At 38.8% G+C, this 18,977-nt stretch carries 16 protein-coding genes; 15 read left to right on the top strand and 1 reads right to left on the bottom strand.

Annotated elements, in window-relative coordinates:
• Nucleotides 1–151: 151 nt before the first annotated feature.
• The 15 genes from AC2TDL_RS02605 (at nt 152) to AC2TDL_RS02535 (ending at nt 18,168) form a co-directional block, all read left to right on the top strand.
• Nucleotides 152–1,849: a S1C family serine protease gene (locus tag AC2TDL_RS02605; protein WP_484698570.1), complete on the top strand. Its 1,698-nt coding sequence runs from the start codon at nt 152–154 to the stop codon at nt 1,847–1,849.
• Between the two features lie 202 nt (nt 1,850–2,051).
• Entirely contained in the window at nt 2,052–2,744 is a 693-nt protein-coding gene (locus tag AC2TDL_RS02600) for a response regulator transcription factor (protein ID WP_484698569.1), read from the top strand.
• A 4-nt stretch (nt 2,745–2,748) separates the two neighbouring features.
• On the top strand, nt 2,749–4,218 hold the full coding sequence (locus AC2TDL_RS02595; protein ID WP_484698567.1) for a sensor histidine kinase: 1,470 nt from the start codon (nt 2,749–2,751) through the stop codon (nt 4,216–4,218).
• A gap of 56 nt (nt 4,219–4,274) precedes the next feature.
• Complete coding sequence (locus AC2TDL_RS02590; RefSeq protein ID WP_484698566.1) at nt 4,275–5,222, top strand: 4-hydroxy-3-methylbut-2-enyl diphosphate reductase; 948 nt, start codon at nt 4,275–4,277, stop codon at nt 5,220–5,222.
• 72 nt (nt 5,223–5,294) lie between these two features.
• Nucleotides 5,295–6,152, top strand: coding sequence for an ATP-binding cassette domain-containing protein (locus AC2TDL_RS02585; protein ID WP_484698564.1), 858 nt, complete (start codon nt 5,295–5,297; stop codon nt 6,150–6,152).
• Between the two features lie 3 nt (nt 6,153–6,155).
• Nucleotides 6,156–6,875, top strand: a complete 720-nt coding sequence (locus AC2TDL_RS02580; RefSeq protein ID WP_484698563.1) for a hypothetical protein — start codon at nt 6,156–6,158, stop codon at nt 6,873–6,875.
• A gap of 330 nt (nt 6,876–7,205) precedes the next feature.
• A complete protein-coding gene (gene aroF, locus AC2TDL_RS02575) occupies nt 7,206–8,270 on the top strand; it encodes a 3-deoxy-7-phosphoheptulonate synthase (protein ID WP_484698561.1) in 1,065 nt (354 codons plus the stop codon).
• Nucleotides 8,271–8,476: 206 nt separating this feature from the next.
• Nucleotides 8,477–8,818, top strand: coding sequence for a zinc ribbon domain-containing protein YjdM (locus AC2TDL_RS02570; RefSeq protein WP_484698559.1), 342 nt, complete (start codon nt 8,477–8,479; stop codon nt 8,816–8,818).
• A 218-nt stretch (nt 8,819–9,036) separates the two neighbouring features.
• Nucleotides 9,037–10,845, top strand: coding sequence for an ABC transporter ATP-binding protein (locus AC2TDL_RS02565; protein WP_484701009.1), 1,809 nt, complete (start codon nt 9,037–9,039; stop codon nt 10,843–10,845).
• Nucleotides 10,826–12,655 carry an ABC transporter ATP-binding protein gene (locus tag AC2TDL_RS02560; RefSeq protein WP_484698557.1) on the top strand — a complete coding sequence of 610 codons (1,830 nt, stop codon included), beginning with the start codon at nt 10,826–10,828 and terminating at the stop codon, nt 12,653–12,655. The genes AC2TDL_RS02565 and AC2TDL_RS02560 overlap by 20 nt, the downstream gene beginning before the upstream one ends.
• Nucleotides 12,656–13,014: 359 nt before the next feature.
• The gene (gene glnA / locus AC2TDL_RS02555; RefSeq protein ID WP_484698556.1) at nt 13,015–14,439 is read left to right on the top strand and encodes a type I glutamate--ammonia ligase; all 1,425 of its coding nucleotides are present in this window, start codon (nt 13,015–13,017) and stop codon (nt 14,437–14,439) included.
• Between the two features lie 373 nt (nt 14,440–14,812).
• The gene (gene serC / locus AC2TDL_RS02550; protein ID WP_484698554.1) at nt 14,813–15,913 is read left to right on the top strand and encodes a 3-phosphoserine/phosphohydroxythreonine transaminase; all 1,101 of its coding nucleotides are present in this window, start codon (nt 14,813–14,815) and stop codon (nt 15,911–15,913) included.
• 305 nt (nt 15,914–16,218) lie between these two features.
• A complete protein-coding gene (gene trmL / locus AC2TDL_RS02545; protein WP_484698552.1) occupies nt 16,219–16,683 on the top strand; it encodes a tRNA (uridine(34)/cytosine(34)/5-carboxymethylaminomethyluridine(34)-2'-O)-methyltransferase TrmL in 465 nt (154 codons plus the stop codon).
• A 115-nt stretch (nt 16,684–16,798) separates the two neighbouring features.
• On the top strand, nt 16,799–17,050 hold the full coding sequence (locus AC2TDL_RS02540; RefSeq protein WP_484701007.1) for an AbrB/MazE/SpoVT family DNA-binding domain-containing protein: 252 nt from the start codon (nt 16,799–16,801) through the stop codon (nt 17,048–17,050).
• A gap of 350 nt (nt 17,051–17,400) precedes the next feature.
• On the top strand, nt 17,401–18,168 hold the full coding sequence (locus tag AC2TDL_RS02535) for a hypothetical protein (protein WP_484698551.1): 768 nt from the start codon (nt 17,401–17,403) through the stop codon (nt 18,166–18,168).
• A gap of 2 nt (nt 18,169–18,170) precedes the next feature.
• Here the strand turns inward: AC2TDL_RS02535 and AC2TDL_RS02530 are convergent, their stop codons facing one another.
• Entirely contained in the window at nt 18,171–18,878 is a 708-nt protein-coding gene (locus AC2TDL_RS02530) for a DUF2161 family putative PD-(D/E)XK-type phosphodiesterase (protein ID WP_484698550.1), read from the bottom strand.
• Nucleotides 18,879–18,977: the final 99 nt, after the last annotated feature.

The following is an 18,977-nucleotide window of genomic DNA, read 5'->3' as shown; positions in this document are numbered from 1 at the left end:
AAAATAAAAAAATACGCTACAATATAGGCTTTTTGGTTATAATATTTTATTATGATTTCATGAATTTTTAAGTTTCTTTTAAGGAAGCTTGTGCATTATAGAATTAACAATAATGAGAAACAAACAGTATCAAGATAGGAGGAGTTATTCTATGAATAACGACAACCGCGACAAATATTTTGAAGCTGGAAGAGCAGACAATAACCAGCAAAATGGAGCTTCTGAACTTAATAAGTCTCATTCAAGCTATGCTCAAGGAAACGATCGAGTTTCTGAGGATGCTGAATTTACTCCGATAAATTCTTCACCTTCTCAACCTCAAAATACAGGTAAGCAAGAAGGTCCAACTTACTATTCGTTCGGTCATACTCAACCAGTTAGACCAGTGCAGCAGTCTTATCAGTCGGCTCCGCAACAACACTCTAACTATGCATACGGCAGCAACAATCGACCATATGAAACTAATCAATATATGAATAGTCATCAATCAGCTCAAGAAAATACAGGAGAACAGCCAAGCTTTGGCGCAACCTCAAATGAAGCCAATCAAGCTGCCACTTATCGTTCGTTTACAACTTCAACAGTTGGTAAAGATCCATTTGCGAAAAAAAATAAACAGCATTCAAGTGGTTTTGGTAAAATCTTTTTATCGTTTATGGCTGGCGTAGTTGCCGTTGGGTTACTTATGTATACCGCTGATGTGCAAAATTGGTTCTCTAAGGAAGCAACAGTAATGCAAAGCAATGCAAAAAGCGGGAATTCAAGCGGCTCCAGCAGTGGTTATACGCAAGGAACTGCGACTTCGCTGATGATGGATCGGCCAGATAATATTTCTGAATTATTTAGCAGTGCAAGCCCTGCTGTTGTCAAAATTGAAACCTATTCGCAGCAAAGAAGCAGCGGCAGTTCATTATTTGATGATCCGTTCTTTAGACAGTTTTTCGGATACGATGCACCTAAAGTAGAGGAAAAGCAATCGAAAGAGCTAGTGCAAACCGGTATGGGGACAGGCTTTTTCTTTGAATCAGACGGTTACATTTTAACGAATCAGCATGTAGTGTCTGATGCAGATGAAATTCGCGTCATTGTTGAAGGTCATGAAGAGCCGTTTACAGCTACTTTACTTGGTTCAAGCTATCAGCTTGACCTAGCCGTATTAAAGGTGGACAGTGATACACAATTTCCAACATTGAAGCTTGGAAACTCTGATACAACTAAAATTGGGGACTGGGTAGTAGCAATTGGTAATCCATATGGCTTTGATCATACATTAACTGTCGGTGTAATTAGTGCGAAAGAGCGTCCGATCGATATTACTGATTCCGAAGGTACACGAAATTATGAAAATTTATTGCAAACTGATGCTTCAATTAACCCAGGGAATTCAGGTGGACCATTGTTAAATATGAATGGCGAAGTTATTGGAATTAACACTGCAGTTAGCTCGCAAGCACAAGGTATCGGCTTTGCAATTCCAACTTCAACGATTATGGAAGTGCTTGAATCTTTGAAAAATAACGAGCCGGTTGCTGCTGATGCTTCACCATTTATTGGTGTAGATTTATCAGATTTAACGGAAAATCTTGCTCAGCAACTTGGTCTAAACAGTACGGAAGGCACAATTGTTCGCAGCGTTTACTACAACTCACCAGCTTACAAAGCAGGCATTAAGCAATACGATATTATTACAGCTGCCGATGATAAAAAAATAAAAAATTATCAAGAGCTAGTGGGTTATATTAAAGAGAAAAAAGTGGGAGACGTCATTGAATTGGCTATTATTCGTGACGGACAACAGATTAAGCTATCCGTTGAGATTGGAGATAAAAACCAATTTAACTTAGATTAAACGATAAGAAAACTATTGAAACTGTAAATGATTCGGCTAATATAAAGCTATAGGCTAACGAAGGAAATTGCATCTGGAAGACTGTAGAAAATGCTTCCTAAGCGTTTCAACAGCAAATATATCCGCAGTAATTTAAGGGATGTTCAGATTGACAGTTTTTGCTGACTTTTTGAACATCCTCTTATAATATAGGAGGACTTATATGAGACAATCTATTTTAGTCATTGATGATGATGATCGTATTACTTCGATGCTTAGACGTTCTTTAGCTTTTGAAGGCTATGAGGTCAGTATTGCGAATAATGGAGCAGATGGATTAAAGCAGTTTATGATTAAAGAGCCTGATCTCGTTATTCTTGATGTAATGATGCCTTATATAGATGGAATGGAAGTATGTCGCCGTATTCGAGAAAGCGGCAGTGATGTTCCGATCCTTATGTTAACTGCAAAGGATGAAATTAATGATCGGGTAAAGGGGCTAGATCTTGGAGCAGACGATTATGTTGTTAAGCCGTTTGCGCTTGAAGAGCTGCTGGCAAGAGCGCGTGCATTGTTTCGTCGCAAGGGCGAGCGAACGACCAAACAAGAAAGCGTGTTAACCTTTGAAGACTTAGTTTTGGATCTTGATGCGCGTGAAGCGATTCGTGCAGGCCGAAGAATTGAGCTTACTTCTAAGGAGTACGAGCTGTTATTATTGTTTATGCAAAATCCTAAGCGGGTACTGACTCGTGATACAATTATGGAAAAAATTTGGGGCTATGACTTTAGTGGAGAATCTAATGTATTAGAAGTATATATTGCAATGCTACGCCAAAAGCTAGAGGAAGGCGGTAATAGTCGAATTATTGTTACCGTTCGCGGTACTGGCTATGTGCTTAAAGGAGAGGCAGGTTAGAGCTGTGTCGTTGCGCCTGAGATTAACACTATGGTATTCAGCAATGCTGGCAGGAGCATTATTCATTTTTGGTATTGTCGTCTATTTATTTATTAGCTGGAATACTTATGCTCAATTAAAAGCTGAGCTGCGTGAACAGACTGAAAAAATGAATGTATATGTTACTGAGACACGGCTATTTAATTCACTTGATCTTAATGTTGACCGCCAAACATATGTTGAAGGTAAAAACCTATATGTTCAATTAGTCAATTATAGTAATGGAAGAATTCGACAATCTAATAATTTAATAGAACAGCAATTTTCGATTCCTTATCCTGAAGCCAAATCGTACCCACAGAAAGGTTTTGTGGAGACCGAGGTTGTTATCGCCAGCAAAAAATATAAAATGCTTACGTATCAGCGTCCGCTTATCGTTGATAATACGCTTATTGGTCTGCTGCAAGTTGGGGCCATCCCATATAATGAGGATAAATTTCTTGAAGGATTACTTAAAAGCTTAATCATTTCTGCAATTGGATCTGTACTGATCGCGTTTTCAGTAGGAATGGTTATTGCTAGAGGGGCTCTTAGACCAATTGAAAAGGTCATTGATGCTACCAAATCAATTGAACATGGCTCAGACTTAAGCGTGCGGATTCCGCCACCAAAAGTAAATGATGAAATTGGTACGCTTGTAAACACACTAAATTTGATGCTGTCAAGGCTAGAGAAGGCATATAATGAGCTTGATGAAGCATATAAGGCTCAGCGCCGCTTTGTGTCAGATGCGTCTCACGAACTGCGAACTCCGCTTACAACCATTCGCGGTAACATTGATTTATTAGAAAAAATGTGGGCACAAACGAAGCAAGTCTGTGACAAGCAAATGTTAGACGTCGTTACGTTGTCAGCAGATCATTTTCAGCTATCGCAAGAGGCAATGCTTGATATTTCAGCAGAAGCGAAGCGAATGTCTACTTTAGTTAATGATCTGTTAGCGTTAGCCCGTGCAGACGCTGGTTATGTTATGGATAAAGCTGAGGTTGATATTCTTGCATTAACGGAGGCGGTTGTCCGTAGAGCTCAACTTTTGCCGCGCAAGGCGAACTGGGAGGTAGGAGATTTATCTCCATTGCAGGGCATAAAAGTATACGGCAACGAGGATTTCTTACAGCAATTGCTTTTTGTTTTCATTGAAAATGCATTTAAATATACATCGGAAGGCAGCGTAACCTTTACAGTTAAAACGAATGATACCCATATGGCATGGGTAATTAGCGATACAGGAATTGGAATGAAGCCAGAACAAGTTCCACATATTTTTGATCGTTTCTATCGAGCAGATGAATCTCGCGGAGTTAATCCTGGAACAGGGCTTGGTTTAGCGATAGCAAAATGGATTATTGAGGAGCATCAAGGCTCCGTTGAAGTTGTTACGGAATTTGGAAAAGGCTCCACATTTACAATATGGCTGCCTATCCACTTTTCCTAAGCGTTGCAATCGTCTATAATGAATAGATACGCAATGAATAGAGAGTAGGTGCGAAATTGGAAATTGTTAAAATATCTCCACGAGGCTATTGCTACGGTGTTGTAGATGCTATGGTGCTTGCTCTGCAAACAGCCAAAAACCAAAATTTGCCTAAACCGATATATATTTTAGGCATGATTGTTCATAATGCACATGTAACGAAGGCATTTGAAGCAGAAGGAGTTATTACTCTTGATGGGCCAAATCGTCTTGAAATCTTAGATAAAATTGAATCTGGTACTGTCATATTTACTGCACATGGCGTTTCGCCAGAGGTGCGTAGAAAAGCACGTGAAAAAGGGTTAACTGTAGTTGACGCAACTTGCCCTGATGTGACGAAGACACATGATCTTATTCGCGAAAAAAGTGAACAAGGCTATCATACAATTTATATAGGTAAAAAAGGACATCCGGAGCCAGAGGGAGCAATTGGTGTTGCTCCGAGTATGGTGCATCTCATAGAGAAAGAGGATGAAATCGATAGCTTAAGCTTTGATCCCAACACGCCGCTAATTATTACGAATCAAACGACGATGTCGCAATGGGATATTCGACATATTATCGAAAAGCTTAAGGAAAAATTCCCTCATGCTGAGGTGCATAATGAAATTTGTCTTGCTACACAAGTAAGACAAGAGGCAGTAGCGAGTCAAGCAGGTGAAGCACAGCTATGTATTGTAGTTGGTGATCCGCGCAGTAATAACTCAAATCGCTTAGCGCAAGTTGCTGAGCAAATCGCTGGAGTTAAGGCGTATCGAATTGCTGATCTATCTGAGTTAAAACAGGAATGGCTACAAGGCATTGAGCGCGTAGCAGTTACTTCTGGCGCATCCACGCCGACTGCATTAACGAAGGAAGTCATTGATTATTTAGCACAATATGATCATAACGACCCAAGCACATGGCCAATTAAACGTTCAGTTAATATGGATAAAATTTTACCAAAAATTAAAGTTAAGCAATAAGCAAAAGGTGGCTAGCGGTCAATTCGTACCGATTTACTAGCCACCTTGTTATTTTAAATGGGGTGAAGAACAATGCTCGATGATAACGTTTCGCTTATTCGTTTGCAGAATGTAACAAAGAAATATGGGAGTCGCGAGATTCTGCGTAATGTTTCAATAAATATTAAGCCAGGCGAATTTATTGTAATTAGGGGCAGTAACGGTTCTGGTAAAAGTACGTTACTGAAAATTATTAGTGGATTAATTCCTTTTAACTCAGGTCAAAGATTGACCAAGCATCCCCAATTTTTAATCGGCTATACACCAGACCGATTACCTCAACTAAGAATGACATCTACTGAATACTTAACACATATGGGTAAATTATCAAAACTTTCAGGATACAAGCTTCAGGAGCGCATTACAGAGTTACATAGACTATTTCATCTCGAACAAAGCAAAAGCTTGAAGATGACAGCTTTCTCGAAAGGAATGCTGCAAAAGCTAAACATTATGCAAGCGATGCTCACAACTCCAGATTTACTAGTGCTGGACGAACCGTTTTCTGGATTAGACAAGCAATCCGTAGACGATTTAGTTGCTTCGTTACAGAAAATTAATGAGGAGGGTACAGCAATTTTGGCTGCTGTTCATGACCCGTTATTAGTGAGCCGATTTTCTGTAAGAACATTTTGGATTCAGAAAGGGCTATTAGAGGAGAAGGGAAGTGAAGAGCTTCAGGAGCAGTGGAAAGTATGTTTCGAAATAACAGTCTCGATGAATAAGCAAGCTGCTGAACAGCTCATAAAAGCATTTTCTGACGTAAATTACGCTTTGGATGAAAGGAATTTTATAAAGTTTACGGTTAGCAGAAAAGATTATCGCAACTTTTTACTTGAGCTTATAGAGCGAGAGATTGAAATGATTAGCTTGCAAAGAAAGGAGCATTAGCTTATGCCTGCACTGCTGTCTTATTTACATGCTATTTTTATGCGATCATATCGCTATGCCCCGGCTAGTTTTGTATATATTGGTTGGATTGCATTTATTTATACCGTTGTACCGAATCCAGTTATGGACAGCTATTCATTTTCTGCATCATTTCTATTTGTTATTGCCGCAGTTCTTTGTTATACGTTTATTGATTTAGAATCAGGTAATCAAGAATATATTACGACTCTGCATTGTGGAAGTTTATTAAAACTTTATATAGCTAAACTGTTGTATTGCTGGCTGTTTACAGTGCCGTTCGCATTGTATGCTGTGCTATATCCATTTCTTTTCGATAAGTTTAATCGTGAGCCAACGCTAGAAGAGCTGTGCTTTGCGTTTGTATATCATGTTGTATCAGCATTGCTTGGGGTTGTAATAGCTAGCTGGTTCAGCTCTAAATTTATTCAATCACGCTTAATGTCCTTTTTATCCTTAACATTACTTATTGTATTGACACTGACTGCACAAGGAATCCATAATGAATTGCCGAAAACCTTGAAATTTATAGCTTATCTTTTGCCTCCGCAGCAATTTACAATGGATGTTTTAACACACTATGATACAGCGTCTTGGTTAGATAAGCTAATGCCAATCGGGGCGACAATATTATATAGCATAATCGTTGCTGTACTGCTTCTATTTGTGCTATTAAAGCGGAAGCTGGATTCACCTCAATCTTAAGGCTAATAATGCTGGCTTTTTATAAGTGACAATCCGAAAATATGAAACTTTGAAGCAAGTTTAACAAGCTGATAAGCTCTTTAGTTTTCAACTGATGAGCTTACCAGCTTCTTTTTTCGTTATTGACTTTTTGAGCAAATCGGAGTAATATTGCTTTATCGGATAAAAGCATAAAAGCATAAAAGCGTCGAAGCGTGTAAGCATAAAAGCGAGAAAGTGACTATATGGAAGTTTTCACTCATAACATGAGATAAGAGCATTGCCAGCAGAGCTTAATTAACCATTTGCTTATATGTATATGATCAGTCAATGAAAAGGGAGAGATTAAAAATGATCGTAATTACGAAAAATAATTTACCAGAGGAAAGATTGAACGAAATCGTTGCATTCATTGAGCGCCGTGAAGGAACACAAGCACATGTGTCGCGCGGTACGGATCGCACTGTAATTGGAATTGTCGGAAAAGTTGATCCGCAGCTTGGCGAACAGTTGAAATCAATGAAGGGTGTAGAAGACGTTATTAAAATATCGAAATCCTACAAGCTAGCAAGCCGTGATTTTCATCCTGATGATACTATTATTGAAATAAAAGGAGTAAAAATTGGCGGCAACAATGTTGTTGTGATGGGCGGACCGTGTGCGGTGGAAAGCCCAGAGCAAATTGATGAAATTGCAAGACTAGTTAAGGCAGCCGGCGGTCAAGTGCTTCGCGGCGGAGCCTTTAAGCCAAGAACAGGTCCATACAGCTTCCAAGGCATCGGCGTTGAAGGTCTTAAAATGATGGCTGAAGCGGGCAAAAAGCACGGCTTATTAACGATTACTGAAGTTATGACGCCAGAATATGTTGAGGTATGTGCGGAATATGCAGATATTTTGCAAGTAGGTACACGCAATATGCAAAACTTTGATTTGCTGCGTAAACTAGGCACAATTAAAACACCTGTTTTATTAAAACGTGGCTTTAGTGCGACTTATGATGAGTTTCTTAATGCTGCAGAATATATTTTAGCAGGTGGCAATCCAAACGTTATGCTCTGTGAGCGCGGTATTCGCACGTTTGAAACTTATACTCGTAACACTTTGGACTTATCTGCGATTCCAGTATTGCAATCACTAAGTCATTTGCCTGTTATTTCTGACCCAAGTCACGGTACTGGGCGCAGAGAGCTTGTTGAGCCAATGGCTAAGGCGTCGATTGCTGCAGGAGCGAACGGCTTAATTATTGAAATGCATACAGATCCAGATAATTCAATGACTGGTGATGGGGTACAATCATTATTCCCAGATCAATTTGCTGCATTGCTTAAAGATCTAGAAAAACTGGCTCCGATTGTTGGTAAAGAGTTTAATACAGAAAAAGCACCACAGGAAGCATTTGCAACGTGGAAAAAATAATATCAGATTGATCGATATGAAGGCCTGCAAAGAGATCACTGGCTCTTGCAGGCTTTTGTTTTTTTCTAACCAATATGTAAGGTAAAGCACACTATTTCCAAAGGGAAATTTGACATTTATCGTACTTACTGCTTAGTTTGCTAGACGATTCGTGATATAAACTGATAGACTATAAAGTAATCAATTGAACAAGGAGAGTAGAAAACATGTCATCAAATTTACCAAACTGTCCAAAATGTAATTCAGAATATACTTACGAGGATGGAACATTGCTTGTATGTCCTGAATGTGCACATGAGTGGACAGTAGGGGCGGAGTCTGAGGCAGACTCTGAGCTTGTTGTTAAGGATGCATTTGGCAATGAACTAAAGGATGGAGACAGCGTTACAATTATTAAAGACCTAAAAGTCAAAGGTAGCTCATCTGTTCTAAAACAAGGCACTAAGGTGAAAAATATTCGTCTAATCGAGGGCGATCACAATATTGATTGCAAAATTGACGGCTTTGGTGGGATGAAGCTTAAGTCTGAATTTGTGAAAAAAGGTTAATTCATTTCTAACTGTAGGCTATGCGGAGAATGTCTGTATAGCCTTTTTTTACCTTTTGGTTATAACGATATATCGCATAAACTTAGTTTTTCATTTATAATTTTGTACATGATATTGATTAATGGAGAGATAGAAATGAATAGTTAGTTATAAACTATAAAATGGGAGTAAAATTAGCTGCTCCATTATAATTAAACATATAGGAAGTGATAGATAAATTGGATTCGCAGGGTATATTGGCACAATTTTTTAAGAAAACTTGGTTAGCCTATGTTTTATCAATTATGTTGCATGCCATCGCCAATTTTATTAATGTGCAATACCCACGGGTGTTAGGTAATTTTACAGATAATTTGCAAGCAGGCGGGCTTACTTGGACAGGAGTAATGCATGCTGGTTGGCAGTTGTTACTAATTGGTGTTGGCTTTGCTGTATTAGGTGGCATTGCGCAATATATTGTTATGTATACGGGAAGATACTTTGAGTATATGAATCGAGGACGTCTCTACAAGCACTTTTTAACGCTAAGTGAACGTTTTTATGCAAATCACGGTGTTGGTAAGCTATTAAGTTACTTTATGAATGATGTAACTGCAGTTCGAGAATCAATCTCGATGGGTGTCAATCAAACAGCAAACGCTACCATGCTGCTTGTTTCGACGGTTGCAATGCTGCTAATTTCCAATGTGCCGCTTTATTTGGTTCTAATCTGTATTATTCCAATGCTCTTTATTCCAGTTATCGTTGTATGGATTGGTCCAATCATAAAACAACTTTCTAGACAAGTGCAGGAGGCGCTTAGTGCGATGACGGCAAATGCAGAGGAACAGTTTGCTGGAATTCGCGTTACAAAAAAGTTTGCCATTGAGTCAATTATGAATGCTCGCTTTGGGAAAACGGTAGATGAAATTCGTAACAGACAGCTGCGGCTTGTAAAAATATCTTCGCTGTTTCATGCTGCTATACCGTTTCTTGGAGCGTTATCGTTAGTTATATCTATTGTCTATGGCGGCTTCTTAACGATGCAGGGCACGATTACCATCGGAACTTTTGTTGCCCTAACATTATACGTTCGTATGCTTATGACACCTCTGCAACAGCTTGGTAACGTCATTAATGTTGTGCAACGCTCACGGGCATCGCTTGAACGATTAAATGATTTATTAGCTGAAAGTCCAGATATTGTTGAGGTTGAACATGCTAAAGACATAGATCTGCGAAATATGAGCATTGAAATACGCAATCTTTCGTTCAACTATGAGGAGAGTTTAGCAGGTCAAGGCGACAATTCACAAGATAGAAAAGGAAAAGCTAAGCAACACACTGCATTAAGCAATATATCTTTGAAAATTCCACAAGGCTCGACCTTAGGAATTATTGGACGAACAGGAAGCGGGAAAACAACATTGATGAAGCTTTTGCTGCGCTTGTATGATCCTCCACGAGGAACGATATATTATGGGAATGATGATATACGAGATTTGAAAATTGCGAGCCTAAGGAAAAGCATTGGCTACGTTCCGCAAGACGGCTTCTTATTTAGTACAACGATTAGAGAGAATATCGCTTTTTCGAATCGTGAAATCGAGCAGGAGAAAGTAATAGCAGCTTCACAGCAAGCGAGAATATACGACAACATTATGGATTTTCCCGATCGCTTTGAAACTGTATTAGGCGAGCGTGGAGTTACGCTGTCAGGCGGCCAACGCCAACGCACTAGTCTGGCGCGAGGAATGATTAAACATGCCCCGCTCTTAATTCTTGATGATAGCGTAAGTGCGGTGGACGCTATTACTGAAACTGAAATTTTAGAAAACATTACAAAATACCGCAAAGGAAAAACGACAATAATTATTGCTAACAGAGTCAGTGCTCTTAAACTGGCTGATCAAATTATTGTGCTTGATCAAGGGCAGATTGTACAACAAGGGACACATCAAGAGCTTATACAGCAGGATGGATTATATCGCAAGCTATATGAGCTACAGGAGGAGGGGACGCGCGTAAATGGCACAAGCAATTCATAATTGGCAAATGGACCAGAAATCTGATTTGAACGGTCCGAAGCCTAAGCCGAAATATCGCTCAAGCTTTCGCATTTTATTCGGATATATACGCGAGCATAGACGGACCTTTGCAGCGTTTGTCATCTGCACCCTAATCGCCATTGTTGGTGATCTGCTCCAACCTTATTTGCTCAAGCTAGCAATCGATGATCATTTATTAGCTGATAACGCGCAGTTCAACAGCTTGCTGCTAATCGGAGGTGCTTATCTCGCTCTTTCCATTACTAGCCTGCTGTTTACTTATTTACAAAGCAATTTGCTGCAAAAGGCTGGACAAAGCATTGTTGCAAGCATACGCAAACGATTATTTCATCATATAACTAAGCTGTCGATGAGCTATTTTGATCGCGTACCAAGCGGCAGCCTTATAACACATGTATCGAGTGATACTGAAGCAGTTAACCAATTTTTTCATCAGGTCGTATTAAGTATTGTGCGTGATGGATTCACTTTAATCTTTATTCTAGTAATGATGTTTCAGCTGGATATTACATTAACTTTATACAGCTTATTGCTGCTGCCCATTATTGCCTTAATTGCATTTGCCTTTCGTTCTTATATGCGAAAAACGTATCAGCTTGCAAGAACTAGGCTGTCACGCCTCGTAGCTTTTACGGCTGAAAATCTTGCAGGCATGCCGTTAATTCAAGTGTTTCATCAAGAGCAGGAGCAAAGCAAGCAGTTTAATGAGAAGAACAACGACTATTTTCGTGCAAATTTAAGAGAAATTCGTACCAATGTGCTATTTAACCGTACATTTGAGGTGTTAAACAATATTGCAATCGCTTGTGTTGTTTGGTTTGGCGGGCAAGCAGTGCTTGAGCAAACATTATCCTTCGGTGTTTTATATGCCTTTATTACATATATTCGCATGTTTTTCCAACCGATTAATACAATATCACAGCAGTGGAATACACTCCAATCTGCTACGGTTGCGATTCAGCGGATATGGAGCATATTGGAGACTGAACCTGAAGTAAAGGATTCAGCAATACCCAGTTCACTTTCAGTCAAGCAAATTACGGGGGATATTCAGTTCACTAATGTTAGCTTTGCTTATAAAAATGGAGAGCCTGTCATTAAAAACTTGAATCTAACGATTCCAGCAGGTCAAATGCTAGGCGTTGTAGGCTCTACTGGTGCTGGTAAAAGCTCACTGATCAGCTTGCTCTGTCGCTTTTATGATGCTCAGCAAGGAGAAATAACCATTGACGGTGTATCTATAAAAAATATACCGCAGGAGCGATTACATCGCATTGTGGGACTTGTTCAACAGGAGCCATACTTATTTACAGGTAGTGTGTTAGATAATGTTCGTTTATTTGATGAAAACATATCTCGCGAGAAGGTTATTGAGGCGTGCCGCTTTATTGGTGCAGATATAATAATTGAACGAATGAGTGAGGGATATGATACGAAGCTGTCTGAGAAAGGGAGCGGCTTATCTGCAGGAGAACGTCAATTAATTTCCTTTGCTCGCATTTTAGTATTCCAGCCGCGTATTTTAATATTAGATGAGGCTACCGCTAACCTTGATTCACAAACAGAGCAATTAATTAATCGAGTATTAGACTTGGTGTCAAAAGGAAGAACAACAATTGTTATTGCCCACCGACTGTCAACGATAATTGGTGCAGACAATATTATTGTGATGAGCAAAGGCGAAATTATCGAACATGGAACTCATCAGCAGCTTATGGAAAAAAATGGCCATTATAAGCAAATGATCGAACATTCACAAGGGAAAGTTTCGGTAATTTTATCTAAATGATCAAGAAAATAGGGAATGATCTATCGCTGCGTCAAAGCATGTTTTGGCGCAGCTTGTTTTTTGCACTTTTTTGTTGGGAATCTAGCCACTTTTTGTTTGTACTTTTCCACATATTTTTTGTGCACAATGATATAATAGATAACGTTTACATCAGGAAAAAAAGTGCCAAAAACGTTGATTTAACAAGGTTTTTTGAGTTTTTTTAGCTTTGTGAACAAACCTGACATATGCGCAAAAAATACCTTACATGAGTATTGACGATGGATTTGCAGAGTTTTATAATGACAACATAAGTAATAGAGAAGTTGAACATTATATTAATTTTACATCTGATTGTTCGGAAATGGAGGATTTATTTTATGTCAGTTGAACAAGTTTTCAAAACAATTCAAGACAACAACATTATGTTTGTTGATTTCCGCTTTGTCGGTCTTAACGGTGGTGTTCACCACATTACATTGCCAGTTGGTGAAGTAAGCGAAGAAACATTCGAAAGAGGTGTTGCTTTCGATGGTTCCTCAATTCCTGGTTTCCGTGGTATCGAAGAATCTGATATGGTTATGATGCCAGACCCAAACTCTGCATTCATCGATCCATTTACTTTACATCCAACACTTAACATTATGTGTAACATTTTCACTCCAGCAGGTGAGCGTTATGATCGCGACCCTCGTAGTATTGCGCAAAAAGCAGAAGAATATCTAAAAGCATCTGGAATCGGTACAGCAGCATTTTTTGCTCCTGAATCTGAATTCTTCATCTTTGATGATGTACGCTTTGAAAACAATATGAATTCTTCTTACTACTCTGTAGATTCAGAAGAAGCTGCTTGGAACACAGGCCGCAAAGAAGAAGGCGGAAACCTTGGTTTCAAAGTTCCAGTAAAAGGTGGATATGTTCCAGTTGCTCCAATTGATGCTCAACAAGATATCCGTTCTGAAATGGTTCGTATCATGGAAGAATCTGGTCTTAAAGTTGAACGTCATCATCATGAGGTTGCTACTGCTGGTCAAGCAGAAATCAACTTCCGCTTCAGCACACTAACTGAAACTGCTGATAACCTTGTAAAATATAAATACATCGTTCAAAACGTTGCAAAACAATGGGGTAAAGTTGCAACATTCATGCCAAAACCACTTTTCGGTGATAACGGTAGCGGTATGCACGTGCACAGCTCAATTTTCAATGGCGATACTCCTTTGTTCTATGAAAAAGGCGCTTATGCTAACCTAAGTAAAATTGCGATGAGCTACATTGCTGGTATCCTTTACCATGCTCCAGCACTAATCGCTTTAACTAACCCAAGTACTAACTCCTTCAAACGTCTAGTTCCTGGCTATGAAGCTCCAGTTAACTTGGTATTCTCTAAAGGTAACCGTTCTGCAGCAGTTCGTATTCCAATTGCAGCAGTATCTCCAAAAGGTTGCCGTATCGAGTTCCGTACTCCAGACTCTACTGCTAACCCTTACCTTGCATTTGCTGCAATGTTGCTAGCAGGTCTTGACGGTATTAAAAAAGGTCTTGATCCAGTTGCTCTTGGTTATGGACCATTCGACAAAAACATTTATGAACTTTCTGATGAAGAGAAAAAAGAAATCCGCAGCGTTCCTGGTACTTTGGAAGAAGCGCTTGACGCTCTTGAGTCTGATTCTGCATTCTTGACAGAAAGCGGCGTATTCTCTGAAGACTTTATCGCTAACTACATTGCTTTCAAACGTAATGAAGCTAAACAAGTTGCTATTCGCATTCATCCACACGAATTCAACCTATACTTCAACGTTTAATAAAATATTTTTCAAAAAGTTTTTCTTCAACATTCACCCTTATAAACAAAGAAGCTGTGAGGCGCCAATCCTCACAGCTTTTTTGTGTTGTTAAAACGGCAGAAAGCCGTTAAAGACCTTAAAATGCTTCTACAGTTTAAAGGTACCTAAAAGGAAGTAACTATCAAAAAACGGCTAGAAGCTTTCTTGAATTTGCTATCATAACAATTTTGTGACGTTATCGAGCTGGTTACTATTCACAAAATCCGAATAATTAAAGCGCTTTTAATTAATTTGTTCGAGTTTATTCACTTAATCGTTACTGTTTTCACTTGATGGAATGTAGTAAAGTTGATATAGTTTAATATATTGATGGATCGTGAATCTAGAAAGGATGAAAGTTATGACACGAGCATATAATTTTAACGCAGGACCTGCAGCAATTCCGTTGGAGGTACTTAAGCAAGCGCAAGCTGAATTTGTTGATTATGAAGGCGCAGGAATGTCTTTGATGGAAATGTCCCATCGCAGTGCTAATTATGAAAAAGTAAACCAAGAAGCACAAGATTTGTTGCGCGAAGTTTTGAACGTACCAAATAACTATAAAATCCTGTTCTTGCAAGGTGGCGCAAGTACACAATTTGCAATGATTCCATTGAACTTCTTAACAGAAGGAAAAGCTGGTGTCTATGTAGATACAGGTGCTTGGGCTGGTAAAGCAATTAAAGAAGCTAAAATTGTTGGCGAAACAGTTATCGCTGCTTCTACAAAAGAAGATAACTATATGCGCGTGCCAAATCTTTCAGAAATGAAAGTTCCAAGTAACGCAGCATATGTTCATATTACTTCTAATGAAACAATCGGTGGTATTCAATATAAAGAATTCCCGCAATTCGGTGATATTCCATTAATCGCAGATATGTCTAGCGACATTCTTAGCCGTCCGATAGATGTAAGTAAATTTGGGTTAATCTATGCAGGGGCTCAAAAAAATCTAGGTCCATCTGGTGTAACTGTAGTTATCGTTCGTGAAGACCTAATTGCAGAAAGTCCAAAAAATATTCCGACTATGCTTCGTTACGATACACATGCTAAAGCCAATTCTCTATATAACACACCACCAAGCTTTGCAGTTTATATGGTTGGTTTAGTGTTAAAATGGATTAAAGAAAAAGGCGGCTTAGCTGCAATGGAGCAGTATAACCTAAATAAAACGAAGCTTATCTATGATGTAATTGATGAAAGCAATGGTTTCTATGAAGGTTGTGCCAATAAGGATGACCGTTCTCCAATGAACATTACGTTCCGTATTAAAGGGAAAAATGAAGAGCTTGAGAAAAAATTTGTTAAAGAATCTGAAGCTGCTGGCTTTGTTGGCTTAAAAGGACATCGTGATGTTGGTGGATTACGTGCATCAACATATAATGCTGTTCCATTAGAAAGCTGCGAGGCATTGGCTAAATTCATGAAAGAATTCCAAGCTCGTAACGCTTAAAATTTTATACGCTTGTTAGAAGGCTTTATATGATTTCAATATAAATGCGAGACCGCTTATCTCATATTGCAGAGAGAAAGCGGTCTTTTATATGACGTACGACTGCTCATAACTGTAATTATGCGATGCTGATAACTTGGATCAATGCTCTGTCTATATTTAAATTTATTGGCAACATAAACACTATAAGATATTAAAGCGAATTTAATTCCATAAAGAACATTAGATAGCTTTAATCGTTGATCTTATGTAAAATAAATACAATAAATATGAGTTTATTATGAATAATGATAGGGGAAAGAAAAATGGCATTTCATATTGTACTCGTTGAACCAGAAATTCCTTCAAACACAGGCAACATAGCCCGTACCTGTGCAGCTACAGGGGCTCATCTACATTTGGTACGTCCTTTGGGCTTTAGTACTGATGATAAGCATTTAAAAAGAGCAGGACTCGATTATTGGCATGCTGTGAATATTGAGTATCATGATTCATTTGAGGAGCTGCAAAGCAAGTATCCAAATGCTACTTATTATTATGCCACTACAAAAGCGAAAAAATATTACTCTGAGTTTACGTATAAAGATGGAGATTTTTTAGTATTTGGTAAGGAAACAAAAGGATTACCAGAACAATTAATTTTCAATAATATGGAAAATTGTATAAAAATGCCAATGACTACAGCTGTACGTTCATTAAATCTCAGTAATACGGTTTGTGCCGTATTATACGAGGCACTGCGGCAAACTGGTTTCAAAAATATGTTATAAAATGGAAAAATTATTTTTGAGTAATAAGCAGGATTTCATTTTTTTTTGTCGAAATACGTAAAGCATGGTTTTCTCTCGCAATACTAGCCAATTCAGACACAAGAGAGGTGACATGATGAAACCAGCAGGCGTAGTAAGAAAAGTTGATCAGCTAGGACGTATTGTTCTTCCTAAATCTCTCCGTAAACGTTATTTAATGAACGAAGGGGATCCGGTAGAAATTTTCGTGCAAGGCGATCATATTATTTTGGAGCGTTATCGTCCAAAATGTGTATTTTGTGGTTCAATGGCGGAAGTTGCCGAATTTAAAGAGAAGTATGTATGTGATGTTTGCATGACTGAAATGGAGCAATTAAAACAGGCATAGTAAATATTACAAAGTAAAACAAGGTAAGCAAAAAAAGCAGCACTTTCTCAACTGAGAAAGTGCTGCTTTTTTGTAGGTCAAGATGTGAGAAGCGAAGGACTAGGCCTTTTGCGACTCGGAGTGAAGCTTACAGACCGCTTGTTTTATCGTCGTTATACGCAGCAGTCAAGATTGCGGTTAAAAACATCGCTAAAACAGTAATCACTATCCAAAAAGTCATCGACATCCTTTAGCACCTCCGTAACCTAACCTTATTATACTCAAGCTGTCAAAAAAAGAAAACTTCAAAAAATAAGAACATATTTGACTATTTTGGATATGAGTATAGTATGGGAAGGATGGTGGATAACATGTCCAAAAAACAAAAAAAAGTTGCGCATAAAGGAACTAGCTCCAGCAGAGGATATAATAAAAATGGAAAGACAGGAAACAAGCTGCTCAATGAAAAAGCATATGGTGAAAAACGTTTAAGCAATAGCAAGCAAATGCGAGGAGCAAAATCTGGGGAAGTCAAAAAGTTACCAGCAGTAAGCAAAGCTAAAGAAACAAAAAAGCTTCTAGCAGAAGCAGGGAATGAAAAGTGGAGTAAACTTACAGAAGCTGCTAAGCTTGAGAAGACCAGCAAACAAATAGAAGGAAGTAAACAGAAGGAAGGTTATGCTGAAAGTAGCGAGCGGCGAAAAGCAATAGAAGAAGCAAATGAAACTAACAATGGTCTAAAGTCGCATGAGCATCCAATAAAGTTAACAGACAATGATGAACAGATTCCGATCGCAGACAAATCAGCGAACCACTTTACTGAAGATAAGCGTGGTCTGAAAAATATATATCCATTGCTTCAGCAAGCTTGTGCGACAAGTGAGCATATGCGAGGTAGACTGCGGCAGCAGCAGGCAAATATAGCGATTGAGCTGCCTGATGCATTGCCGAGCACACTGCTGGTAAGAGCGTTACAAAAAAGCAAGCAACAGTATCGAGAGCTTACACTAGAACGGATCGCTCCGCATGAGCAGCCTAGTCATTTGTCGTTAGTTGTCGATGGTTTATCAGAGGAGCGATTATACAGATTTATTGCTGAGCTTGACGAATTAATAGGTCAATTTATTGCACGAAATTAACTTTACTTTTCCCAGCCGGCAATTACATCCTTATATTGCTTAAGTGCAGCTACACCTTCATCAGTTAAACTATACACCCCGCGATTAAGCTTTTTAAACCAATGGTAATGGTTATCTCTTAATATATTGCCGCTATTTCTTACTCCTGTTAGCTTAGTAAGCTGAGCAGGGGAAGCTTGCTCTAGTTGATATAAGGCATTTGCACAGCGTAATGCTCGTTCGCGATAAGCAGTGACGAGCTTGCGCGCATGGCTGCCTCCAACATTATAGTCACCACTGCGTTCCTTGAACTCATATAGCAATTTTCTTCCTTTACTAGGTCGATTGCCTCTTATTGGTTCTTCATCTGGCGAGCAGAGAAGCTCAACGACGGGAGCTTTTGTTTTATAAAATGTCACAGTTAACAAGCCTAAGCCTAGCCTGCGACATAATTCAGTCAAATCCCCATAGCGTTGGTTAACTGCACCTGATTTTTTTCGATTACGTTCTACTGCCAAATAGACATTGACCCCTAATCGAAGACGTTCTACTCCTTGTAGTAACAACGCAAGATTGAACGTCTTTTTCATTTCTACTACGATAACTTCACCGTTCTGCTGGTGAACACCGACAAGATCACAGTGATTAACTTCACTTTTTACTTCATAGCCCTTAGCTGTAAAATATGCTTTTACAGGCTCATAGAGCTGTTCTTCCTTAACAATTGCCATGTCCAGTCACCTCACATCATTCCTAACTATATCGAGCAGAGTCAGTTCAGTCAATGAGAAGTTACGACTTAAATCTTTAAAAAAAGGCAATATCCTTGT

The sequence above is a fragment of the Paenibacillus sp. plas6 genome, from assembly GCF_057221655.1.
Note: the sequence above shows the minus strand (reverse complement) of the source record. Positions and strands in the feature narration are given on the sequence as shown.

Bases quoted from the DNA above. Each gene is read 5' to 3' on its own strand.
- AC2TDL_RS02560 (WP_484698557.1), top strand. From the start codon at position 10,826: ATGGCACAAGCAATTCATAATTGGCAAATGGACCAGAAATCTGATTTG.
- AC2TDL_RS02580 (WP_484698563.1), top strand. From the start codon at position 6,156: ATGCCTGCACTGCTGTCTTATTTACATGCTATTTTTATGCGATCATAT.
- AC2TDL_RS02540 (WP_484701007.1), top strand. From the start codon at position 16,799: ATGAAACCAGCAGGCGTAGTAAGAAAAGTTGATCAGCTAGGACGTATT.
- aroF (WP_484698561.1), top strand. From the start codon at position 7,206: ATGATCGTAATTACGAAAAATAATTTACCAGAGGAAAGATTGAACGAA.
- AC2TDL_RS02530 (WP_484698550.1), bottom strand. From the start codon at position 18,878: ATGGCAATTGTTAAGGAAGAACAGCTCTATGAGCCTGTAAAAGCATAT.
- serC (WP_484698554.1), top strand. From the start codon at position 14,813: ATGAAAGTTATGACACGAGCATATAATTTTAACGCAGGACCTGCAGCA.
- AC2TDL_RS02605 (WP_484698570.1), top strand. From the start codon at position 152: ATGAATAACGACAACCGCGACAAATATTTTGAAGCTGGAAGAGCAGAC.
- glnA (WP_484698556.1), top strand. From the start codon at position 13,015: ATGTCAGTTGAACAAGTTTTCAAAACAATTCAAGACAACAACATTATG.
- trmL (WP_484698552.1), top strand. From the start codon at position 16,219: ATGGCATTTCATATTGTACTCGTTGAACCAGAAATTCCTTCAAACACA.
- AC2TDL_RS02600 (WP_484698569.1), top strand. From the start codon at position 2,052: ATGAGACAATCTATTTTAGTCATTGATGATGATGATCGTATTACTTCG.
- AC2TDL_RS02570 (WP_484698559.1), top strand. From the start codon at position 8,477: ATGTCATCAAATTTACCAAACTGTCCAAAATGTAATTCAGAATATACT.
- AC2TDL_RS02535 (WP_484698551.1), top strand. From the start codon at position 17,401: ATGTCCAAAAAACAAAAAAAAGTTGCGCATAAAGGAACTAGCTCCAGC.
- AC2TDL_RS02585 (WP_484698564.1), top strand. From the start codon at position 5,295: ATGCTCGATGATAACGTTTCGCTTATTCGTTTGCAGAATGTAACAAAG.